The sequence below is a fragment of the Aquimarina aggregata genome (assembly GCF_001632745.1).
GTDB lineage: Bacteria > Bacteroidota > Bacteroidia > Flavobacteriales > Flavobacteriaceae > Aquimarina > Aquimarina aggregata.
On record NZ_LQRT01000003.1, the window covers coordinates 261916 to 284071 of the forward strand.

Annotated in this window: 26 protein-coding genes; 8 read left to right on the top strand and 18 right to left on the bottom strand. The window is 31.0% G+C overall.

All coding sequences use genetic code 11. The annotated features are described in order from the left end of the window. Position 1: 1 nt before the first annotated feature. The 13 genes from AWE51_RS07155 to AWE51_RS07220 all read right to left on the bottom strand — a co-directional run bounded on the left by AWE51_RS07155 (position 2) and on the right by AWE51_RS07220 (position 11645). Positions 2-334 carry a DNA-directed RNA polymerase subunit omega gene (locus tag AWE51_RS07155; protein WP_066311532.1) on the bottom strand — a complete coding sequence of 111 codons (333 nt, stop codon included), beginning with the start codon at positions 332-334 and terminating at the stop codon, positions 2-4. A gap of 14 nt (positions 335-348) precedes the next feature. Then, complete coding sequence (locus AWE51_RS07160; RefSeq protein WP_066311669.1) at positions 349-1143, bottom strand: outer membrane protein assembly factor BamD; 795 nt, start codon at positions 1141-1143, stop codon at positions 349-351. A 209-nt stretch (positions 1144-1352) separates the two neighbouring features. Then, positions 1353-2267: an ion channel gene (locus AWE51_RS07165; RefSeq protein ID WP_066311535.1), complete on the bottom strand. Its 915-nt coding sequence runs from the start codon at positions 2265-2267 to the stop codon at positions 1353-1355. 35 nt (positions 2268-2302) lie between these two features. Continuing rightward, complete coding sequence (dapA, locus tag AWE51_RS07170; RefSeq protein ID WP_066311537.1) at positions 2303-3181, bottom strand: 4-hydroxy-tetrahydrodipicolinate synthase; 879 nt, start codon at positions 3179-3181, stop codon at positions 2303-2305. A 2-nt stretch (positions 3182-3183) separates the two neighbouring features. Continuing rightward, positions 3184-3705 carry a DUF6913 domain-containing protein gene (locus AWE51_RS07175; RefSeq protein WP_232517354.1) on the bottom strand — a complete coding sequence of 174 codons (522 nt, stop codon included), beginning with the start codon at positions 3703-3705 and terminating at the stop codon, positions 3184-3186. Positions 3706-3822: 117 nt separating this feature from the next. Next, positions 3823-4383 carry a hypothetical protein gene (locus AWE51_RS07180; protein ID WP_157766035.1) on the bottom strand — a complete coding sequence of 187 codons (561 nt, stop codon included), beginning with the start codon at positions 4381-4383 and terminating at the stop codon, positions 3823-3825. 211 nt (positions 4384-4594) lie between these two features. Next, positions 4595-5122: a hypothetical protein gene (locus tag AWE51_RS07185; protein WP_066311543.1), complete on the bottom strand. Its 528-nt coding sequence runs from the start codon at positions 5120-5122 to the stop codon at positions 4595-4597. Between the two features lie 917 nt (positions 5123-6039). After that, entirely contained in the window at positions 6040-6738 is a 699-nt protein-coding gene (locus AWE51_RS07195; protein ID WP_066311549.1) for a hypothetical protein, read from the bottom strand. A 131-nt stretch (positions 6739-6869) separates the two neighbouring features. Next, positions 6870-7556 carry a lysoplasmalogenase family protein gene (locus AWE51_RS07200; RefSeq protein ID WP_066311551.1) on the bottom strand — a complete coding sequence of 229 codons (687 nt, stop codon included), beginning with the start codon at positions 7554-7556 and terminating at the stop codon, positions 6870-6872. Beyond that, the gene (ligA, locus tag AWE51_RS07205; RefSeq protein WP_066311553.1) at positions 7553-9547 is read right to left on the bottom strand and encodes an NAD-dependent DNA ligase LigA; all 1995 of its coding nucleotides are present in this window, start codon (positions 9545-9547) and stop codon (positions 7553-7555) included. The genes AWE51_RS07200 and ligA overlap by 4 nt, the downstream gene beginning before the upstream one ends. Positions 9548-9648: 101 nt before the next feature. Further along, the gene (locus tag AWE51_RS07210; RefSeq protein WP_066311557.1) at positions 9649-10239 is read right to left on the bottom strand and encodes an LOG family protein; all 591 of its coding nucleotides are present in this window, start codon (positions 10237-10239) and stop codon (positions 9649-9651) included. A 55-nt stretch (positions 10240-10294) separates the two neighbouring features. Next, on the bottom strand, positions 10295-11143 hold the full coding sequence (gene prmC, locus AWE51_RS07215; RefSeq protein ID WP_066311559.1) for a peptide chain release factor N(5)-glutamine methyltransferase: 849 nt from the start codon (positions 11141-11143) through the stop codon (positions 10295-10297). 16 nt (positions 11144-11159) lie between these two features. Continuing rightward, on the bottom strand, positions 11160-11645 hold the full coding sequence (locus tag AWE51_RS07220; protein WP_066311566.1) for a GNAT family N-acetyltransferase: 486 nt from the start codon (positions 11643-11645) through the stop codon (positions 11160-11162). 126 nt (positions 11646-11771) lie between these two features. Here AWE51_RS07220 and AWE51_RS07225 point away from each other — a divergent pair, with 126 nt between their 5' ends. From AWE51_RS07225 to AWE51_RS07245, 5 genes are read left to right on the top strand one after another with little or no spacing between them, the layout of a single operon-like run. Continuing rightward, the gene (locus AWE51_RS07225; RefSeq protein WP_066311567.1) at positions 11772-12233 is read left to right on the top strand and encodes a hypothetical protein; all 462 of its coding nucleotides are present in this window, start codon (positions 11772-11774) and stop codon (positions 12231-12233) included. 1 nt (position 12234) lies between these two features. Then, positions 12235-13281: a bifunctional diaminohydroxyphosphoribosylaminopyrimidine deaminase/5-amino-6-(5-phosphoribosylamino)uracil reductase RibD gene (gene ribD, locus AWE51_RS07230; RefSeq protein ID WP_099098772.1), complete on the top strand. Its 1047-nt coding sequence runs from the start codon at positions 12235-12237 to the stop codon at positions 13279-13281. Then, a complete protein-coding gene (locus AWE51_RS07235) occupies positions 13274-13879 on the top strand; it encodes an HAD family hydrolase (protein WP_066311570.1) in 606 nt (201 codons plus the stop codon). Before ribD ends, AWE51_RS07235 begins: the two co-directional genes overlap by 8 nt. Then, complete coding sequence (locus AWE51_RS07240) at positions 13876-14745, top strand: DMT family transporter (protein WP_066311573.1); 870 nt, start codon at positions 13876-13878, stop codon at positions 14743-14745. Before AWE51_RS07235 ends, AWE51_RS07240 begins: the two co-directional genes overlap by 4 nt. A 14-nt stretch (positions 14746-14759) precedes the next feature. Further along, positions 14760-15371 (top strand): IMPACT family protein, encoded by a 612-nt coding sequence (locus AWE51_RS07245; RefSeq protein ID WP_066311574.1) that lies wholly within the window; start codon positions 14760-14762, stop codon positions 15369-15371. Here the strand turns inward: AWE51_RS07245 and AWE51_RS07250 are convergent, their stop codons facing one another. Continuing rightward, positions 15372-15776 (bottom strand): acyl-CoA thioesterase, encoded by a 405-nt coding sequence (locus AWE51_RS07250; RefSeq protein WP_066311576.1) that lies wholly within the window; start codon positions 15774-15776, stop codon positions 15372-15374. A gap of 186 nt (positions 15777-15962) precedes the next feature. Between AWE51_RS07250 and dnaA the strand changes: the two genes are divergently transcribed. The 3 genes from dnaA to AWE51_RS07265 all read left to right on the top strand — a co-directional run bounded on the left by dnaA (position 15963) and on the right by AWE51_RS07265 (position 18708). Continuing rightward, complete coding sequence (gene dnaA, locus AWE51_RS07255; RefSeq protein ID WP_066311578.1) at positions 15963-17390, top strand: chromosomal replication initiator protein DnaA; 1428 nt, start codon at positions 15963-15965, stop codon at positions 17388-17390. Between the two features lie 15 nt (positions 17391-17405). Next, positions 17406-17870: a low molecular weight protein-tyrosine-phosphatase gene (locus tag AWE51_RS07260; RefSeq protein ID WP_066311581.1), complete on the top strand. Its 465-nt coding sequence runs from the start codon at positions 17406-17408 to the stop codon at positions 17868-17870. 109 nt (positions 17871-17979) lie between these two features. Further along, positions 17980-18708, top strand: a complete 729-nt coding sequence (locus AWE51_RS07265; protein WP_066311584.1) for an SAM-dependent methyltransferase — start codon at positions 17980-17982, stop codon at positions 18706-18708. Positions 18709-18711: 3 nt separating this feature from the next. On the opposite strand, the gene AWE51_RS07270 is transcribed toward AWE51_RS07265, so the two are convergent. From AWE51_RS07270 to dapF, 4 genes are all read right to left on the bottom strand, one after another. Then, on the bottom strand, positions 18712-19356 hold the full coding sequence (locus tag AWE51_RS07270; protein ID WP_066311587.1) for a peptidoglycan-binding protein LysM: 645 nt from the start codon (positions 19354-19356) through the stop codon (positions 18712-18714). A 351-nt stretch (positions 19357-19707) separates the two neighbouring features. Beyond that, complete coding sequence (mltG, locus tag AWE51_RS07275) at positions 19708-20751, bottom strand: endolytic transglycosylase MltG (RefSeq protein ID WP_066311589.1); 1044 nt, start codon at positions 20749-20751, stop codon at positions 19708-19710. Then, positions 20741-21268 (bottom strand): GNAT family N-acetyltransferase, encoded by a 528-nt coding sequence (locus AWE51_RS07280; protein ID WP_066311592.1) that lies wholly within the window; start codon positions 21266-21268, stop codon positions 20741-20743. Before AWE51_RS07280 ends, mltG begins: the two co-directional genes overlap by 11 nt. Then, positions 21262-22047, bottom strand: coding sequence for a diaminopimelate epimerase (dapF, locus tag AWE51_RS07285; RefSeq protein WP_066311599.1), 786 nt, complete (start codon positions 22045-22047; stop codon positions 21262-21264). The genes AWE51_RS07280 and dapF overlap by 7 nt, the downstream gene beginning before the upstream one ends. Positions 22048-22156: the final 109 nt, after the last annotated feature.

Below are 22156 nucleotides of genomic sequence, written 5' to 3' on the forward strand. Positions count from 1 at the left end.
TTTATAGAGATTCTGTGTCTGATTTAGTATTTCTGTGATAAATTTTACCTTCTAACCATTCTTGAACAGCTAAAGCATGTGGCTTAGGTAATCTTTCATAAAACTTAGAAACTTCTATTTGTTCTTTATTTTCGAAAATTTCTTCTAAGCTATCATTATAAGTTGCAAACTCATCTAATTTTTCAAGAAGCTCTTTTTTGATATCTGTATTTATCTGAGTAGCTCTTTTAGATATTACTGAAATAGCCTCATATATATTATCTGTTGGTTGATCAATAAGATTCTTATCAATAGTAGTTGTGTTTACTGGTGCATTGCTTTTTTTCAAATCCATCTTCTACTTTTTTTCTATTTATACTGTTCTAATCTAGTCTTTATATCTTCTCCTAATTCGTCTGCTTTCTCAATGTACTCCCCTTCTGTTTTATAATACTTCTTGTAGTTATTATAAAAACCATTAGCTGTTTCTAAACGCTCTTTTACTAAATCTGCATAACTTCCTACAGCTAAGAGGTATTCTGATTCAAGCTTATAATACAAAACTTTTTCTCTGTAAGCAGAACCAGGGTAATCGATTAGATAATTATCAAATGCTTTTATCGCTACTTTATAATCTTCTCGATGATGATATTGTTTTGCTATTTTATATGCTTTTTTCTCCTTTTTTTCTCTAAGTTCGGCTACTAAAGTATTTGCTTCTTTTAGATTTTCACTCTCTGGATATGTATTGATATACGCTTGAAGTTTTTCTATAGCTTTAGTTGTTTCTTCTTGATCTAAACTAAACCTCGGAGACAAATGATAATTACTTTTTGCCCCTTTATAAGCTGCCTCTTGTCTTTTATCACTTTTCGGAAATGATTTTGTAAATCTTTCAAACTGATATCCAGCTAAATAATAATCCCCCAATTGATAATACGTATCTGCATAAAAATACATCACTCTTTCTGCTTGTGGCTTCCCTCTGTATTGTGGTACAACCTGCTCAAAAAGTCTTAGTGCTTTAGTATACTTTCCGTCTTCATACAATTTTACTGCGGCTTTATACTTGTCACCCACATTTTCACCCTTCAATACTTTTTGGTATTCACTACAAGAACCAAGGAATAATACAAAAATCAATAAATAAAATAATCTCTTCATAGATAAAAAAACATCAGGCAAAAATATATATTTCTGCGCTATTACAAAAACTTTTAATTCACCAATTCATTTGCATATCAATTGAATTGATAAATAAATCATTTAATTTGTGTTTAACATGACACAATGATCCTTTTAAAGGACGTAATTTTCAAACTCTTGTTGCAAAGAAAAAAGTGGTATTACATGGATTTTATTGCTATCAAGGACTATTTAGTTGTTTGATCTAGCTTATCATGATCAAGGATCGTATACCCATCATCATCGTAGTAAAATGCTGGAACAAAGCGTTGATCATACTTAATGTTTTTTAAGATATAAGAATGTACCTGATGCACCTCTTGAGCAAATGATTCATCATAATAGCTTACCAGAAGTAAAATTTCCCCGTGAAGTTGCTTCAATTCTTCCCTACTAAACTCTTTTAATGGGCTAGATTCGTCTATACCATGTACAATAGTCCATGTGGTAGGAAGATATGTTATCGCATCTCTCTCTAATTTCAGTTTATAAAAATTATTAGTAAACTCATTATGTTTATCTTTTAAGGATAATGCTAGTGTAGCCTCTATATTAGGTCGTATCATAACATTGTCACTTTTGCTCATTAATCTAAACATAATTGCATCAACCTCTTTATGTTTTTTCAAAACAATACTAGAGCTAAATTTAATATTCGCCCTTGGTTTCGAAAACCTCCCGTATAGCAAACCTGTTATAAATGAAAAACTAAGTAGGCCAATCAATGCTTCAAAAGACGATATCACCCCAAAAAGCAATCCTTTTGGAGCCATTGCGCCATACCCTACAGTTGTAACAGTCTGAGCGGAAAAGAAAAAAGCGTTTAAAAAATCTTTAAAAATATCTCCAGTTGGTTGTGCAATATTACTTATCCCTAAAAATGTATACACTAAAGCAAATAAGGAATTAACCAATGTATACCCGAGCAAAACCCATAAAAAAAATTTACCCCATGTTATGTTTATGAGATAATTATAACTTTCAGACAAGGAATTAACCTTATTGATATGTTTAATATTAAACGAACCATCTGCATTAATAAAACGTCTAGCGTATTTGTTAGAATGCTTTCCTATTCCTGGATCTTTAATTTTTTTAGCCATCTTCACACAAATACTAGTACATATTTAAGCTACCATTACTTATAGTTCTCTATAAATTTTTTTATTTTCTCCTCTAACTCCTTAGAAACAGAAACTAGCGGTAAACGAAGATAATCATCACAAATACCCTTTATTTTTAAAATATTTTTAATCCCTGCAGGATTACCCTCTTCAAAAGCATAATCTAAAACAGGAAGCAAACTATAGAGTATAGCAAAAGCCTTTTGCGTTTGACCTGCTAATCCTAGACGTATCATTTCAGAAAATTCTTCGGGAAATCCCTGACCAACAACACTTATCACGCCATCACCACCAGCAGCAACTGCAGGTAATGCCAATGCATCATCTCCTGAAATTACAAGAAAATCCTGTGGCTTGTTTTTTATAATTTTAAGCACTTGAGTAAAATCTCCAACCGCTTCTTTAATACCAACTATGTTTTCTAGTTTTGCTAATCTAAGCGTAGTTTCTGCGGTCATATTAGTCCCTGTTCTAGAAGGAACGTTATATAAGAGTACTGGCAAAGGAGCATTATCATTAATAGTCTTGTAATGTTGATAAATACCTTCTTGAGTTGGTTTATTATACATAGGAACTACAGATAATATAGCGTCAAAATCTGATAGATCTGTGTCTTTCATTTCATCGAGAATTGACTGTGTATTATTGCCGCCAATACCTATTACCAAAGGAAGCCTTTTGTTATTTACTTTAATAATATGATTTACTAATTCTACCTTATCCTTCTTTGATAAGGTAACCGATTCTGCAGTAGTCCCTAATACTACAAGATATTCTATATTACCTTTGACACAAAAATCAACTAAAGATGTTACTCCAGGATAGTCTATTGAACCATCTTCATTAAATGGAGTAGCTAATGCTACACCTGTCCCTCTAAGAAAACCACTCATAATTATATAATCTGTAAAATTTTTAAATACTTCTTAAGTTCCTTGATAAATAGATTAGGATTATCAACTGTTGCTCCTATAATCAAATCATTAATCCTATTATCTACGGTTCCAAAACCAACTTTAAATTTAGCTTTTGAAACTGCTGCAACATAATTAAGTTCGAGTTTGTTTTCTGAATAAAAACTAATCAAAACATCGTAATCCTTATTTACAAATTCTTGTAAAGAATTACTTTTAACTCCCCCACTAACTCCAAAACTTTTATCATTGTAATACGCTGCATCTTTATCATTATCTAAATCTTTTTCTTCTTTATAGCCAACTATCTTTAATTTATCTGGTGAAACCCCTAATTCATTTGCCAATTTAATTAAGGAAATAATATTTATATCATAAGAGGCATCAACAAGAACTGCTAGCGTTTTAAGAGTAGAAATACTATCTGAAGAAGAATTTCTTTTCTTCAAATGTGCTTCAATATTTTTTTTGATAGCATTTCTTTTAAGACCCTTTAAAATCATTCACAAAAAGATTAAGAAGCCACAAATGTAGCCATTTTACTCATTAAAATCACCTACTCCCTTCTAAGAAAAAAGGAAAGCCTTGATAATCAGACATACACCTTAAACATATTTACTTCAAAAATATTTCCCTTTAGAAGATTTTGTTTCTATAAGCTTGGTTTCAATAAAAAAACTTGTTAAAAAATACAATCCTGTTATTTCCACAAGATTAATCAAAATTGTAAATACTTTTGCATAATAATACATCTCATTAATCGCCAAAAGACCATCGATAAACAATGTGCAGCAGGCGGTAACAAATAGATATATTGACTTCTCGTATCTATCCACCATATACACTATAAAATTAGCCATCGAAAATACTAATGCCCCTGTTGCAATTAATAATATAGCACCAATAGAATCTTTTGCTCTAGGTAAAGCAAGTTCTGCGATAGCATAAATTAAATATGACACGAAAGCAACACTTACAAGTACTGGAAGAGAAACAAGCTTACTAACTTTTATATCCTCTTTAGAGATATATTGTTTTAGCATTAATACGCCTCCCAAGTAATATACCAAAACTAATGCAGTTATAAGATTTAAATATTTGACAAAATCGATATAAATAAAGACATCTAATACAAGTACTGCAAGCATCATTATTGGAAATAGAAAATTAATTCTTTTCACTTCTGTAAGGTAAAGGACTATGAGTGCTATTTGAACAAATGGCTTAGTATATATTAGACTTGATTTATCTAAAAAAATCGCAGAACACATTACAATGAGAAAGGTGCAATAGAAAAACAAATATGTAATACCAGATCTTTTCAAAAAGTAACAAAATTTAGAACCTAAGGTAACCAAAAGATCTACTCTTTAAAATAAAACTAAGGGAATTTTAGAAAAAATCACTTTCATCAAGTGTTTTATCCTTTAAACTAGTTTGAACAAAAAAACTTGTAAAAAAGTACAGACCTATTATTTCTGAAATATTGGCAAGAACCGTAAACTCCCTAGTATAATAGTATAATTCATTAATTGCCAATAAAGCATCTGTAAACAATGTACAACAAGTTGCTATAAACAAGTAAATTCCTTTTTCATATCGATCAGCTTTATACACAATAAAACTACAAGCTGAAAACAACAACAAACTAATCGTAATTGATGCCACAGAAAACAGAGAGTCATTGATTTTGGGCATTGCCAATTCTGTTATTGAATATATCAAATAAACAATAAAGAGAGTACCTATGGCTACCGATATCGAAATCAGTTTTTTTATCTGCAAATCTTCTTTCAAAATATAATCTTTAATCAAAAAAGATCCTAAAGCATAAAAAAACGTAATCAATACCGCTATAATATCATAATACCTCACAAAATCTGTGTAAATAAAAATATCAACAACTAAAATCAATAGCATACATATTAAGAAAAGAATATTTCTCTCTCTTACAGATTGAAGATAAATCACTATTAAAGATAGCGGAATAATTGGCTTTACAACAAGAAGTAACGTTCTCTCAAAAAATATAGAAACACCTATTATCAATAAAAAAGAAAAATAGAAAAACAGATATGTTATACTTGTTTTTTTCAAATAGAAATAAAATTTTATAATTAAAAATATTCTTCATTATTAGGCATTAACTTATGCCTCTCTATAAAAAACTTTATCAAAAAAAACTGTCCACAAATCTGCAAAACTGTTGTGATAACCGGAAAAATTTCTAAATAAATATAAAGTCTATTTAATGCAGTTACAATATTCACAATCAAAAAACAGGAAGCCGCAACCATTAAAGAATAACTAACCACAGTTTTACTATTTAAATATATATAATAACAAACCCCTATAAAAACTGCGAAAAAGAAAATAAGAACAATCAAAACCACAACATGATCATTTACCTGAGGTAAAATCAAATGAGCTACAGTATACAACACATAACCTATTAACAACATTGAAACAATTAACTGCAAAGTCACAACTTTCTTAAACTGTATTTTTATCACTTTAAGACTTTTCCAAAGTAAAATAATATTTAATAAGTAATAACAGGAAAACAAAATATGTAGCAATTCGAAATTACCTAAATAATCCTGCAAAAAAAGCACTTCACATATTATGATTAATATAAGACTTAAAATTACACCAAAATTTCTATGCTCAGCATTTACTAGGTAAAGTATCCCCAAAGAGATTATAACCGGAGGTTTAAAGTAAATCACTAAATCCTTCGCAAAAATTGTTACAATTAATGTTAAAAAACTAGTGGCATAAAACAAATGATATGTGCTTTTTTTTGTATCCAAATACTCCTTTTAAAATTATGTTTTTTAAAAACCTTCAAATTCTTCTGATTTAAGTTTAAGAGATTTTGTTATCATATAATTAACCAAAAAAAACATTGCTAATGGTTTACATATTAGTATTAAAACCTCTAACTCATAAGATTCTAAATAAAATCGATCGATTAGCAGCATATTTTCACTAAATGAAAAATTCAACATTGCTAAAAAAAACCATAAAGATTTCTCGGATCTTATATTTATATAATGCATCGCCCCTACTACCAACAATATATAAAGCAATACTAAATGAAGAAAACCTAGTAAATACAATTCTCCCATAGGTTCTTTAAGGATTTGATAAACCATAAAAAAGATTACAGTATACAAGGAACTACCTAAAACTAAAGTAAAAACATCCCTTTTGTTATATACAAAGGACTTGTGATTATAGTACAAAAAATAAAACAACAAGATATTAGCAATTAGATTTGCAGTCATTTGATATTCTATCATACTACTTAAATCACCAAAAAATGGTATTAGCTCCCTTAACAAAAACACCAACAAAACAATAATATGTAGGGTTTTTATACTTTTTGTACTTACTAAATACAGAACCGTTATCGATATCAAAATTGCAATATTAAGATAAGCATTTAAGTAACTTGTAAAAAACACAAATTCTAATACTTGCAATACAATCAAAAAGGAAATAAAAAGCTTTAGTATTTTCTCTCCATTCATTAATTTTTCTTGTACTCAAAAACAATTATGTGATATACCCAAAAAAGTTAATCACGCAAACATTTAAAAGACTCTTTTTAAGCACAATATACTAATTTTTAAAAGAATCAAAAATCACAATACACCCAAGGTCATGGGCTTTTTAATTTTAAGGAGACTGGGCTTGATATTTTATACTTAACTAGAAAAAACACAGCAAGTAATTGATAGATTGCATTAATTACCTCTAACTCTATTGAAGAAATATAAAATCTATTTAAAGCAAAACAAGAATCGCTTATCACAAAATTAAGAATTGCTATTAAAAACCATAAAGACTTTGTTGATCTAATGTTAGTATATTGAAAAACCGCACCAAGAAGCAAAAAATACAAAACAATCATGTAAATCAATCCATATAATCTTATATCTCCCATTTGCCCTTCTATGGCCGAATAAATTTCATAAACCACATATGTCCAGATCACAAAAAACACTGACAAGTAAATTATATCAGTAGTACTAAAATTAATCTTTTTGTGATTTTTTAATAGATAGTAGAATAAAATTACATAGCAAAGCACATAACTTATCAAAACATAAATAAAGCTGTTTTTTATATCTGTTAATAGAAACACATCTCCTAGAAAACAAAGCAATAAAATTACAAGAAATAAGATGTCAATTTTTTTCACATTAAACCAATACAACATGAAAAACAATGGAACTGTCATTGGTTTCACATACAACTCTAAACTGGAGTTTTGCAGCGCTACACTAAGCACACAAAGTCCTCCTGTTAAAATTAATAGTACTTTAATTAATGTTCTTATTTTCATTCTATTTTTTCAAGAAACTGATCTTCACTAATAATTGAAATCCCTAATGAACTCGCTTTCTCTAACTTGCTTGGTCCCATGTTAGCTCCAGCAACTATATATGATGTTTTTGAGGATATTGAACTTGAAACTTTACCTCCATTATCTTCTATGAGCTTCTTAAGTTCGTTACGAGTTACTTTTTCAAACACACCAGATACAACAAAAATCTGACCTTGTAACGTATCTGTTTGATTGGCTAATTTCTCAGCAGAGATTTCCAACTGCACACCATGTTGTTTCAATTGATTAATTAAGTTCCTATTATCTTCAGAAGAAAAGAACTCCACTACACTTTGCGCTATTTTAATTCCAATTTCATCTACATTCACCAATTCTTCTTCGGTTGCTAGCATAATAGCATCTATAGTTTTATAATGCTTTGCGAGTTTTTTAGCTACAGTTTCTCCGACATATCTAATTCCCAATGCAAATAGCACTCTTTCAAAAGAGATTTCTTTGGATTTTTCTATACCAAGAATAAGATTGTCTGCACTTTTATCTGCCATTCGTTCCAACGGGACAACCTGTTCTTTGGTTAACGTATACAAATCCGCATAATTTTTTATTAACCCCTCATTAACCAATAACAAAACAGTTTCTCCTCCCAATCCCTCTATATCCATTGCTTTTCTAGAAATATAATGCTGAATGCGACCCGCAACTTGAGGAGTACATCCATAATAATTTGGGCAATAATGTTGAGCTTCACCTTCTTTCCGAATCAATACTGTACTACATACCGGACATTCTGTTATATAAGAAGTCGGCATTGAATTTTCAGGTCTTTTAAGAAGATCTACCCCAACTATTTTAGGTATAATCTCTCCTCCTTTTTCAACAAAAACAGTATCTTCAATTCGAACATCTAATTTCTCAATCTGATCGGCATTATGTAAAGAAGCTCGTTTTACGGTAGTTCCTGCTAATTGTACTGGCTCTAAATTTGCGACTGGTGTTATTGCACCTGTTCTACCTACTTGATATGTAATTTCATTAAGTATGGTAAATACTTGCTCTGCTTTAAATTTATAAGCCATAGCCCATCTAGGCGCTTTTGCAGTATAACCAAGTTCTTCTTGTTGTTGTAAATTATTAACCTTAATAACCACTCCATCGGTTTCATATGGTAAATCATGCCTATGTTTATCCCAATAGTTCACAAACTCTAATACTTCATCAATTGAGTTTACCATTTTTGATTCTACAGGAACTTTAAACCCCCATTCTCTAGCTTTTTCTAAATTTTCATATTGCGTAGTAATTCCTAACCTTTCTCCTTGTATACTATATAACAAACAATCTAAAGGTCGTTTAGCTGTTTCACTACTATCTTGCAATTTTAAACTTCCAGAAGCTGTATTTCTTGGATTTGCATAGGGTTCTTCACCTTGAGCAATACGTTCTTTATTCATTTGCTCAAAACCTTCGTATGGCAAAACAATTTCTCCTCTAATGTCAAATTTTGCAGGAAAATCTCCTTTTAATTTTAATGGAACAGACTTTATTGTTTTTACATTTGTGGTGACATTATCACCTTGAATACCGTCTCCTCTTGTAACCGCTTTAAGCAACTCTCCGTTTTCATAAGTCAAATTAATTGATGCACCATCATATTTAAGTTCACAAGTATAATTAACCTCACCATCAACTAATTTTTTGATCCGTTTTTCCCAATCCAGTAAATCTTCTTTTGAATAGGAGTTATCTAAAGAGTACATGCGAAATTCATGCACCAGAGTTTCGAAATTTTTGGTTACCTCGCCTCCTACTCTTAATGTAGGAGAATTAGCATCATAAAATTCAGGGTGTTTTTCTTCTAATTTTTGAAGTTCTTTTAACTTCATATCAAAATCATAATCCGTAATTGTAGGCTTATCAAGAATGTAATAATTATAATTATGCTTACGTAACTCTTCTCTAAGTTGATTAATTTGTTCTTCTGTACTCATTTGATAATTCCCTTTTTATTGATTTTGATTGATGATAATTCTTTTAATGATTCCTTTTTTAGACTCGCTACGAACATTTACCGATCTATAAATTTAATTTCCTATGTCCTTTCTGGTTTTAACCATTTAGGCACTTCTTTAGGTTTAAACATTTTCATTTTTTCTAAAAGTTGATCTATACTATCATCTACAATCAATAATTCATAATTTTCTATTTTCAAAAACCCTCTACGTACCATAGTCTCCAACAGTTGCAAGAGATCATCATAAAACCCTCCAACATTTAGCAAACCAATTGGTTTTTGATGCAAACCTAGTTGCGCCCAAGTAATAATTTCAAAAAGCTCTTCTAAAGTTCCGAATCCACCAGGCAGTGTTATAAAGCCATCACTAAGATCATGCATTTTCATTTTACGTTGATGCATATTTTCTGTAGTGATTAACTCATGCAATCCTAAATGCATCACTTCTTTTAACTTTAAGAATTCTGGAATTACACCAATCACTTTTCCTTTCGATGTAAGAGCACCTTCTGCTACTTTTCCCATTATACCAATCTTAGCCGCCCCATAGACCAATGTAATTTGTCGTCTAGCTAATTCTTCACCAAGTAAAAAACCTTTTTCAATTATAGTGATATCATTCCCTTCACTACTTCCGCAAAATACACAAATCGAATTAAGAGTAGTCATTTATATTATATTTATATAGTTATCTCTTTTAAACAAGTAACAGATAGTTGACATCTTAAAGTTTTGCACAAATCATTCTATCACTATTGTACAAATCTTTACGTAATTCTACGGTCTTAAAACCCAGATTTTCTATCATTAGTTTTGTTTCATTACCTAAATATTGATTGATTTCGAAATATAATGCACCTCCTCTATCCAATCTTTTTTTTGCCAATTTGGTTATTTTCTCATAGAATACCAAGGGTTTTCCGTTTGAAACAAATAATGCCAAGTTAGGTTCGTTATCTAAAACATTAGGCTTCATTTCCTCTTTTTCCAATTCTCTAACATAAGGCGGATTAGAAACAATGATATCAAAACTCTGAAATAAATCACTAGCCGCTAACACATCAAGTTTTATAAACTTTACAGTTACTTGATTTTTTTCTGCATTTGCCTTGGCCACTTTAAGAGCTTCCTCAGACACATCAATAGCGTATACTTCTGCTTTTTTTAAATTTTTAGCCAAAGAAATAGCGATACAACCACTACCTGTTCCTATATCTAAAATTTTCAGCGAAGTATTTTTATTTTTTTGATCATGCAAGATCCAATCTACCAACTCTTCTGTTTCGGGCCTAGGTATTAACACATGTTTATTTACAGTAAATACCCCCCCATAAAACTCTGTATCCCCAAGAATATATTGAATAGGCTCCTGAGATTGCAACCTATTTTGAGCATTCCTAAATTGCTCTACACTTTCTACCGAAAGTGAATCATTCAATTTAAGCGCTATATCGACTCTTCTTAATTCTAAAATTTTTTCAGAAAGAAGATAGAAAAAAGACAATACCTCTTCTCTATCATAAAGGTCAGATAAAGAATTTACAAAACCTGTTCTAAGATCTTTTATTTTCAATGTAAATCTTTTTGAATTAAAGGTCTTTTATCATCCATGCATGACAACTATAGTGCCCTGTATTTCCAACAGGTTTCTCAAGATCTTGAAAACCTACTTTTTTATACAGCTTCCTTGCTGCCGTCATATAAGGCATTGTTTCTAAATAACATTTCAAAAAACCTTGTTCTTTTGCAAAATCAAGACATGTATTTATCATCATAAATCCAACTCCTTTTCCTCTAACCTCTGATAAGAAATACATTTTTTGAAGTTCACAAATGGTAATATCTTCATTTTTTAGAGGAGCAATACCCGCCCCACCAACAATCTTACCTTCTTCTTCAAGAACAAAATACATTTGATTGTCTTTACTATACGTTTCATACATCTTATCTAAAGATTCATCCTCATAAGCAGTACCTATTTTAGGAACGCCCATTTCTAACAAAACACTTCGTATTACTAGTGCTATTGCCTCGTTATCTTTATATTCTATCGAACGTATTTTTATACTACTCATTCTATTTATAAATACTACTTTTGTGACACTATTAAAGAAATAATAATCAGAAAACACATTTTACTTTGTGTAATACTATTATTTCTAATAGATATCGAAATATAAGCTAAATCTAAACAGAAGTCAATGAAGAGACCTTTATTATTATTAACAATATTTATCTTCTTAACAGCATGTTCTTTATCTAAAAAACCAGAATTTAAATATGTCGATGCTATTCTAATTAAAAATGCCAGTATTCGTGATGTTACCATAAAAGCAAATGCCATTTTTGACAACCCAAATCGACTAAATGGAAAACTATCTATAGAAGATTTTCATGTTTTTGTTGATAATATTGATGTTGGAACAATCTCTGCTCAAGAATTCGACATTCCAGGAAAAAGTGAATTTACAATTCCTTTAGAAGGAACTTTTTCTCTTTCTAAAATCTATAAAAACAATAAAAATAGTATTTTAAATAGCGTTCTTAAGGTAATACAAACAGATTCACTAAATATAGAATACAAAGGTACGATCAGATACCATTTAGGAAGTTTTTCTTATCCTTATAAAATCAATAAACAACAACAGGTAAGCATAAAGTAACGTGAATACACACCAAAAATACATGAGTCGTTGCATCCAGTTAGCCAAAAACGGATTGGGGACTACATATCCTAATCCATTAGTAGGTAGTGTGATTGTTTTAAATCACAAAATTATTGGCGAGGGCTGGCACTATAAAGCTGGTGAACCTCATGCCGAAGTACATGCTATTAATTCTGTTAAAGACCAGTCTTTACTAAAAGAAGCTACCATATATGTAAGCCTGGAACCTTGCAGCCACTATGGAAAAACCCCTCCTTGTAGTGATTTAATTATAGAAAAAGGAATTAAAAAAGTGGTAATTGGTACAATTGACCCATTTGCTAAAGTATCTGGATCAGGAGTTAAAAAATTAATGAATGCTGGTTGTGATGTAGTAGTTGGCGTATTAGAAAAAAAATGTAATGATTTAAATAAACGTTTTTTTACGTTTCACAATAAAAAGCGTCCCTATATTATATTAAAATGGGCTCAAACTTGCGACCATTTCATAGCACCTATCAACACCAATACTGAGAGAAAACCTATATGGATAACAAATCCAAGTTCGAGACAACTAGTACATAAATGGCGTGCAGAAGAGTCCGCTATTTTAGTAGGAAATCAAACTGTTATTAAAGACAATCCTAAATTAACCATTCGAGAATGGCATGGAAATCACCCAACAAGAATAGCAATTGATCTTACCAATAAAATCCCTTTAAAATCATCAATATTAGACCAAACTACAGAAACTATTATTATTACTTCAGAAGAAAACAAGGAAGAAGACAAGGGCAATACCCAATATAAAAAGGTTCCTAAAAACACGAATGTTCTAACAGAAATATGTGATGTTTTATACCGCAAAGAGATTCAATCCATTATTATAGAAGGTGGTAGACATGCAATCCAATCATTCATTGATGAAAACCTTTGGGATGAAGCCAGAGTTTTTGAGGGAAACACTACTTTTGAAAACGGAATAAAAGCCCCTTTACTAAAAGGAAACCTTATTGCTGAAGAGAAAACAGTAAATGATACTTTAAGAATATATCAAAATGATTAAGACCATTATTTTTGATTTCGGAGATGTTTTTATCAATTTAGACAAACAAGCAATATTTAGAGAACTTTCATTATTAGGACCAATCTCTACTGAAGAAATTTCTGAAATTAATTTACTTTATGAGGTAGGAAAGATTTCTACTTTTGAATGTATTAATTTATTTCAAAAAATACTCACTAATGCATCTAAAGATGAAATTACTCATGCATGGAATTCTATTTTATTAGATTTTCCGAAACATAGATTAGATTTTATTCAAAAATTAGCATTAGAAAAAAAATATAATCTTATACTTTTAAGTAATACGAACGAGTTACATATTGATTGGATCAAAAAGAATGTCTCATTTTATGAAGCATTCAGATCTTCCTTTAACTATTTTTATCTTTCTCATGAAATACAGTTAAGAAAACCAAATACCGATATTTTTGAATTTGTATTAGAGCAACACCAAATAGTGCCCAATCAAACAATTTTTATCGATGACACCAAAGAAAATACGGATACAGCTTCTAAACTTGGGATCCACATCTGGAATAACGACCCCAAAACAGAAGACGTGTCAAATCTATTTACATTAAAATCTAATTTATTTTGATCTATTTAATCTTTAGCGTTTTAGCTTCAAGCTTGATTTTTGTCATTTTCAAACTATTTGCAAAATATAATGTCGACACTCTTCAAGCTATTATTGTTAACTACGTAGTAGCTGCCGTATCAGGAATCATTGCTTATTCTGAACCTGTACAAATAACGTACATTACAAATCAAGGTTGGTTTTACGGAGCTGCTATTTTAGGGATTGTTTTCATTTCCGTTTTTAATTTAATGGCAATAACCACACAAAGAAACGGATTATCTGTTGCTGCCGTAGCGACTAAAATGAGCCTAGCGATCCCAATCATTTTTGGAGTTATTGTATATCAAGAAAGCACAGGCATCCTAAAAATTACGGGGATACTAATTGCACTAGTAGCCGTATATCTAACCTCTTCAAAAACTACAGAAGGTGTTTCACTTACAAAAAGAAACTTAATATTTCCATTATTGGTTTTTATTGGTAGTGGGATAATCGACACCAGCTTAAAATTTTTTGAAACACATCATGTGGCCGCAAATGACGTTTCTATTTTTTCAGCAACTATCTTTGGTTTTGCTGCAATTATTGGAGTATGTACCTTAATTTACAAAAGAATAAATGGCACATTAAAACTCCAATTAAAAAACGTTATTGCAGGAATCGGACTAGGAGTACCTAACTATTTTTCAATTTACTTTTTAATAAAAGCACTTAGATATGAAAACATGGATAGTTCTACCGTATTTACTATTAACAATGTAGCAGTCTTACTAGTATCGACCATTGCAGGTATCTTATTCTTCAAAGAAAAGTTGATGCTCAAAAATTGGATTGGTATTGGTTTAGCTATTCTTAGCATTATCTTAGTTACTTTTTCTATATAAACCAGGACTAGCTATTGGATCATAAAGACACATATAAAACTATTACTGCCCCTTCTAAAGAGGTTCTTTTTAAAGATAAGAATAGTAAGTTTTTTGGTTTTTCCTTTCCGGTTACCAACGAAGAAGAAGTAAAACAAATTATAGATCAACTCAAAAAACGACATCATTCTGCCAGACATTGGTGTTACGCATGGCAAATAGGTACAGAAACAATTCGGTACCGCAGCAATGATGATGGAGAACCTTCGAATTCTGCAGGACAACCTATTTATGGGCAAATTCAATCTTTTGATGTAACTAACATTCTAATTGTAGTTGTTCGATACTTTGGTGGTGTAAAACTTGGTGTTGGTGGATTAATCAATGCCTACAGAACATCGGCTCAATTGGCTTTAGAAAATTCAAATATTATTGAAAAAACTATCAATATTGATTTTATCATCATTTTTGAATACAAAGACATGAATAAAGTAATGCGAATTATAAAAGAACATAATCTAAACATCACAAAACAAGAACTAGAACTAAATTGCAAAATTCACATTTCTGTCAGAAAAAAGCTTGCTGATAAAATAAAACCGATTTTTTCTCCGTTGTATGAAATAAAAATAGAAAGACTTGATTAATTAATTGTCTTCTATTTTTTCAAGTAAATAAGAAGGACACATGATGGGTTTTCTTGTTTTACTGTTAACAAAGACTAATGTAGTAGTGGCTGTAGTTAATAATTCTTTATTTTTATTGAAGATTTCAAAGTCAAAAATAATTTTTACTGTAGGAATTTTCCTTAATGAAGTTTTAACAGTCAATTCATCATCAAAAAAAGCAGATTTCTTAAATTTAAGATCTAAGGTAAATACTGGAAGCATAACACCATTTTCTTCCATTGTTTTATAAGAAAACCCTAGTTTCGACAGCCAGTCTATTCTAGCTAATTCTAAGTACTGCGCGTAGTTACCATGATGAACGACACCCATTTGGTCTGTTTCGGAATATCGAACTTTTAGCTTGGTTTCTGAAATAATTTTCATATTATTGATAGAATATTGTTGACAGTAGAATTAACGAATTATGCAAAAAAAATAATTAAAATTCAACCCCTAAAACGTTTTTTTTTTACATTTTTTGTTCACATATTTGTCAAGCAAAAACAGTAAGGAGTTTTTCAACAATTCTTTTTAGTAACTTAACAGAAAAATAGTAAACTAATCACTCGCATGAATTTAACTGCGCAATCAGTTTGGGATAATTGTTTATCTTTTATAGAAGACAACATTACGCCACAAGCTTTTAAAACTTGGTTTGAACCAATCAAAGCTGTAAAACTTACAGATGGCGCTTTAAGCATTCAGGTACCCAGTAAGTTTTTCTACGAATGGTTAGAAGAACACTATGTCAACCTTCTTAAAGTATCTTTAACTCGCGAATTAGGAGAAAACGCTAAATTGGTATATGTCATTAAGATGGAAAATACTTATGGCAACAAAAAACCTTTTACTGAAAAAATACCTAGTGCAAATCGCACAGCCGTAAATTCTCAAGAGGTTGATGTACCTATTAAGAGTAAAAATCCTGAATTAAAAAATCCTTTTGTAATTCCAGGGATACGAAACGTAAAAATAGAATCACAATTAAACCCTAGTTATAACTTTGAAAATTTCCTAGAAGGAGACTCAAATAGATTGGCTAGATCTGCAGGAATGGCTGTAGCTAATAAACCAGGAGGAACGTCTTTTAATCCGTTACTAATCTTTGGAGGAGTAGGTCTTGGAAAAACACACTTGGCACATGCTATTGGTGTAAACATAAAAGACAACTACCCAGAAAAGACAGTTTTATATATTTCTGCTGAAAAATTTACCCAACAATACATAGAATCAGTAAAAAAGAATAATAGAAACGATTTTATTCATTTTTATCAAATTATAGATGTACTTATTGTTGATGACATACAACTTTTATCAGGTAAAGCTGGAACTCAGGATGTATTCTTCCATATTTTTAACCATTTACACCAAAATGGAAAACAGGTAATCCTTACTAGTGACAAGGCTCCTGTAGATATGCAAGATATTGAGCAACGCCTTCTTTCTAGGTTTAAATGGGGATTATCTGCCGAGCTGCATCAACCTGATTTTGAAACAAGAGTCTCAATCATTAAAAATAAATTATATCGTGATGGTGTTGAAATGCCAGAAGAAATTGTTGAATTTTTAGCCAACAACATAAAAACTAATATTCGTGAGTTAGAGGGAGCAATTATCTCATTAATTGCACATTCTTCTTTCAACAAAAAAGACATCACTATAGATTTAGCTAAGGCTATTGTCGATAATTATGTCAAAAACACCAAACGCGAAGTATCAATAGACTATATCCAAAAAGTAGTTAGTGATTATTTCCAAATGGATGTTGAAACACTACAGTCTAAAACTAGAAAACGACATATTGTACAAGCCAGGCAACTTGCTATGTTTTTTGCCAAAAAACTCACTAAAGCTTCTTTAGCTAGTATTGGCACACAAATAGGAAAAAGAGATCACGCTACAGTATTACATGCTTGTAAAACAGTAGACAACCTCTCTTCTACAGACAAACAATTCAGAAAGTATGTTGAAGATTTAGGAAAAAAGCTTACCCTATAGTAATTTTATTAAAAAATGAAAATCAAAATCTTAATGGTATGCCTCGGTAATATTTGCCGATCACCATTAGCTGAAGGTATCCTAAAATCCAAATTAGATCCAGAAAAATACACTGTCGCCTCATGTGGAACAAGTAACTACCACATCGGCAATAAACCCGACGTGCGCTCAATAGAAATAAGCAAGAAATACAATATTGATATTTCAAAACAAAGAGCAGCGCAATTTAATAAAAGCGACTTTACTACTTACGACTACATCTATGTAATGGATAAATCAAATTATCAGAATATCATACAACTCACAGATAAAAACCAAGACAAAAATAAAGTTAATCTTATTCTTAACGAGCTTTATCCAAACGAAAACCTAGAAGTCCCCGACCCATACTACGGGGGATCTGAAGGTTTTGAAAACGTTTATCAGATGCTTAACAAAGCATGCAACCATATCGCTCACAAACTCGAAAAACAGCATTAACTTTTTTAAAAATAAAGTTTTCGTATATTTAGATACAGATATCATAATATACAACCAATTACGCTAAAACAACAAATTACAAAATACCAAACCCTTACCCAATAAACCTATGGAGCTTAAACCTCTGGACCCCAAAGGAAAACTCTACCTCATCCCTACAAGACTAGGAGATGATGTACCCTTAGAAGTACTTCCGATATCTATAAAAAAGGTCTTGGAACAAATAAATCACTATATAGTTGAAAACGAAAAACCCGCACGTAGATTTATAAAAAAAATAAGTCCAAGCAAGTCACAACGATCATTAATAATACATACAGTAAACAAATACACAGATATTGCCGAAATGCCAGGATATCTTACACCCTGTCTTAATGGTGAATCTATCGGGTTATTATCAGATGCTGGATGCCCGGGTATTGCAGATCCTGGCGCTGAAATTGTAAAAATAGCTCACGAAAAAGACATACAGGTTATTCCTTTAGTAGGTCCATCATCTATCCTTCTAGCTATGATGAGTAGCGGTATGAACGGACAGAGTTTTACTTTCAATGGCTACCTACCTATTGACAAAGCAGAAAGAAAGTCTGCCATAAAACAATTAGAAAAAATTTCTTTTGAAAAAAATCAGGCTCAAATCTTTATTGAAACCCCGTACAGAAACGACAAAATGCTTGATGATTTAAAAAATATACTACAAGATAACACCCGATTATGTATCGCCTGCGACATAACACTTACCACAGAGTTTATTTCAACTAAAACAATTAGAGAATGGAAAGAAAAAAATATTGATCTTCACAAAAGACCTGCGATATACATCATCCAGAAAGATTAAAAATTACAAACTAACCTTAGCTCTTCTATCAGCCTCTACAAATGAAGTATCATAACCCCCAAATCTTTTCATGTAATATCTAATAGTCGTTCCAAATGCATCTGCAAAACCACTTACACCTCCACTACGCAGATATCTTTTGACAGCATTAGGACCAGCTAAGTGAGCTGCGGCTAAAATTCCAGATTCAGTAACCTCAACACCATTCATCCTTCTACCAATAAACCATTTCATATCTCTTCGTAAAACCCACTTATTACGAGATGAATACGCATAAAAAGCTTTTTCTTGAAGTTGAGGGTTATTAAGAAAATCGTTTCGACTAATATCCTTAATCCCTATAAGCTCTAGTGTACCTCTTCCAAATTGGTATTTCCCCATGTAACCAAATTGATTCACAACTCCGTAATCTCCTCTTGATTCTTTAAAAGCAACTGCCTCTTTAAATCCTGTGTAAGATTTCCCAAGTTCAGGTGAAATAAATACACCCTCATCCTCTATCTCATTAAAATTTGGCGCCACATAATACAAATCCAAACCGGCAGTACTATATGAACTAAAATCTACAGATTCTTTCGTCTTAAAACCTAACAAAAGAACGCCCCCAATAATGAGTGTTACAGATAATCCTGTTATCCTTTTTATCATATAAAAAATTTCTAAGTAGCCATTAAAAAAATGGTCCCCTCTACTTAAATTTTTGCCGTGCAAAGATACATATTATAAATTAATAACCAACCAACACATGTTAAAATAATTATAATACTGAAAAACAGTGATTTACATATAAAAAAAGCGATAATAAAGTCAAAATAGTGTTAAAAAAGCTATCAAAAAAACACTTAAACGTCAAACAAGGTTATTTTAACGATAAAAACGAAACAAGATCTCCCATGAGTAATTCACAAAAAAACAAGGATTTTGTTAATAAGTTAGCATCGATTTAAATTAAAAACAAAGCTTTTGCACCTTTTACCTTCAAGAAAAAGTTTTACAATTTTATCGATTTATACCTTGCTTATTTACCCAATTTATATACTGTTTTTTATTACGATTATGTTGCCCAATTGTTTTAGCAAATTTGTGATATCCAAAATTTTCTACGTTGGCCACAAAAAAATAATAATCATGTTTTTCATAATTAATAACAGCATCGATAGAAGAAATATCAGGCATTGCTATTGGGCCAGGTGGTAAAGTGGCATATTTATAGGTGTTATACGGACTATCTAACCCTAAATCTTTATAAAGAACTCGTTTAATAACAGTATCCCAATCATTTCGATGTTTTTTAATTGCGTAGATTACCGTTGGATCTGCATCTAATTTCCATCCATTTAAGAATCTATTTAGATACACTCCTGCTACTCTGGGACGCTCATCAACTTTAGCAGTTTCCTTTTGAACGATCGAGGCTATAGTCATAACTTGTATAGGTGTTAGTTTTATCTCCTTTGCCTTTCTTAATCGCTCATCATTCCAAAATCTAGTATACTCTTTAAACATTCGTTCTCTAAATTGACTTGCAGATGTATTCCAGAAAAATTCATATTTATTAGGAACATACATTGCTAAAGCACTTTCTTCAGTAAAACCTTTAGATTTCAAGAAAATAGAATCTTTAAAAGAATTTAATAAAGATATACTATCTGCTTCAATCTGTTTAGCAATTCTTCCTGCCAAGTTTTCTAGTCTTTCTTGATTATTAAAACTAAGTTGAATTGGTCTGTTTTTACTTCTAAGCGTATTAATAATATCGTTATTATTAAGTCCTTTAGTTAAAATATAACGTCCTGCCTTAATATGATCTATATATCCTTTTCTTCTAGCAATTCTATCAAAACTATATACATCTTTTACTAAGGGACTGATTTCCTCGATAAGCTCTGTATAAGTGGCATCTGTAGGGATATAAATTGTCGCCGTCTCTGTTTCAAATTTTGTATTCGGGGAAAAAATAGCTTGATAAACGAAATAGGCAAAAATACTTCCTCCAACAAGACCTAATAAAACAATAGCCAATAATATTTTCTTAATGTACATGTATTAATTGATATAAAAATTCATCTTTGTAAACGTCTCCTACTAAATTCCAATCTTTCTTCACCCCTACCTTATTAAATCCTTGTTTTTCAAACAATTTAATACTTGTAGCATTATCACTTGCTATATTTGCATATAACAGGTGTAAATGAAGATGCTTAAAACTATAATTCACGACAAGTTGAAGCGCTTCTGTACCATATCCGTGACCCCTATTTTCTTTCCCGGCAATTAATATTCCGACTCCTGCTCTGTTATTCATAGGGTCAAAATCAAACAAGTCAATCAAACCTAACACCATCTCGTCTTTCGAACAAATTACTAGTCTCAATTGTTTTACTTCATAGATATCTTTGTGCGCATGTTCTAAATATTGTTTAATTAAAAACTTAGAATACGGCGTTTGAGTAGCGCTCATTTCCCAAATATGCTCGTCATTTTCAATTCGATAAATAAAATCCAGATCTTCAGGTTCTAAAGCTCTTAAATAGATATTTTCTCCTTTTAATGTTAGCATTCAATCTCTCCTTTAAAAACTTGCTCTGCTGGTCCTATTAAAAAAATATTTTGATATCCTTTTTCCTTTTTCTGAAAAGTCACCTTTAGTGCACCTCCAGGAGTTTCGATATCAATTTCTTTACTATCGGTTTGATTTGTTTGATACATCGACAATGCCACTGCCGTAACTCCTGTTCCACAAGATAGAGTTTCATTTTCGACTCCTCTTTCATATGTTCTTACAGAAAACAATTTTCCATTCTTCTTTTCAACAAAATTTACGTTACTCCCTGATTCAAAATATGGAGCTCCATTCCTGATTCTTTGCCCTTCTGACACTACATCATAATTTTGCAATTCATTTACCAAAGTTACATGATGCGGTGATCCGGTATCCAGAAATAAGTGAGAATCATGCTCCTCGATCTCTGAGACATTTTGCATTTGTAAATGCACTAAACCATCTTTAATCTCTGCCTTATGTTTTCCGTCAATAGCTGTGAACACAGCCTGATCTTTTATCACGCCTAAAAAAGCAGCAAAAGCAACAAGACATCTTCCTCCATTACCGCACATAGAACTTTCATTACCATCAGCATTAAAATACACCATTGTAAAGTCATCTTCCTTATTTTGAGGAAGCTCTAACAGCATTAAACCATCTGCGCCTATTCCAAATTTTCTGTCACAAAGTCGTGCAAATAATTTGGTATTATTTTTGGAGAGTATTGATTTTCTATTATCAATGATTACAAAATCATTACCTGTACCTTGATATTTATAAAAAGTAAGGGTCATTATTCTTTATTTAATGTAGGCAAAGGTACAAAGAATGTAAACAAAAAACCGCTGTTAATTGCGAGTTAAATATCGAAAAAAAGTTTGCAATAATTGTAATTTTAAGATT

Coding starts and splice junctions, on each gene's coding strand:
- AWE51_RS07265 (WP_066311584.1), top strand. CDS start 17,980: ATGGAGCTTAAACCTCTGGACCCCAAAGGAAAACTCTACCTCATCCCT.
- AWE51_RS07250 (WP_066311576.1), bottom strand. CDS start 15,776: ATGAAAATTATTTCAGAAACCAAGCTAAAAGTTCGATATTCCGAAACA.
- dapA (WP_066311537.1), bottom strand. CDS start 3,181: ATGAGTGGTTTTCTTAGAGGGACAGGTGTAGCATTAGCTACTCCATTT.
- dapF (WP_066311599.1), bottom strand. CDS start 22,047: ATGACCCTTACTTTTTATAAATATCAAGGTACAGGTAATGATTTTGTA.
- ligA (WP_066311553.1), bottom strand. CDS start 9,547: ATGAGTACAGAAGAACAAATTAATCAACTTAGAGAAGAGTTACGTAAG.
- AWE51_RS07175 (WP_232517354.1), bottom strand. CDS start 3,705: ATGATTTTAAAGGGTCTTAAAAGAAATGCTATCAAAAAAAATATTGAA.
- AWE51_RS07195 (WP_066311549.1), bottom strand. CDS start 6,738: ATGAATGGAGAGAAAATACTAAAGCTTTTTATTTCCTTTTTGATTGTA.
- AWE51_RS07210 (WP_066311557.1), bottom strand. CDS start 10,239: ATGACTACTCTTAATTCGATTTGTGTATTTTGCGGAAGTAGTGAAGGG.
- AWE51_RS07165 (WP_066311535.1), bottom strand. CDS start 2,267: ATGGCTAAAAAAATTAAAGATCCAGGAATAGGAAAGCATTCTAACAAA.
- AWE51_RS07220 (WP_066311566.1), bottom strand. CDS start 11,645: ATGAGTAGTATAAAAATACGTTCGATAGAATATAAAGATAACGAGGCA.
- AWE51_RS07155 (WP_066311532.1), bottom strand. CDS start 334: ATGGATTTGAAAAAAAGCAATGCACCAGTAAACACAACTACTATTGAT.
- AWE51_RS07280 (WP_066311592.1), bottom strand. CDS start 21,268: ATGCTAACATTAAAAGGAGAAAATATCTATTTAAGAGCTTTAGAACCT.
- dnaA (WP_066311578.1), top strand. CDS start 15,963: ATGAATTTAACTGCGCAATCAGTTTGGGATAATTGTTTATCTTTTATA.
- AWE51_RS07235 (WP_066311570.1), top strand. CDS start 13,274: ATGATTAAGACCATTATTTTTGATTTCGGAGATGTTTTTATCAATTTA.
- AWE51_RS07270 (WP_066311587.1), bottom strand. CDS start 19,356: ATGATAAAAAGGATAACAGGATTATCTGTAACACTCATTATTGGGGGC.
- AWE51_RS07185 (WP_066311543.1), bottom strand. CDS start 5,122: ATGCTATTGATTTTAGTTGTTGATATTTTTATTTACACAGATTTTGTG.
- AWE51_RS07225 (WP_066311567.1), top strand. CDS start 11,772: ATGAAGAGACCTTTATTATTATTAACAATATTTATCTTCTTAACAGCA.
- AWE51_RS07200 (WP_066311551.1), bottom strand. CDS start 7,556: ATGAAAATAAGAACATTAATTAAAGTACTATTAATTTTAACAGGAGGA.
- AWE51_RS07260 (WP_066311581.1), top strand. CDS start 17,406: ATGAAAATCAAAATCTTAATGGTATGCCTCGGTAATATTTGCCGATCA.
- AWE51_RS07160 (WP_066311669.1), bottom strand. CDS start 1,143: ATGAAGAGATTATTTTATTTATTGATTTTTGTATTATTCCTTGGTTCT.
- mltG (WP_066311589.1), bottom strand. CDS start 20,751: ATGTACATTAAGAAAATATTATTGGCTATTGTTTTATTAGGTCTTGTT.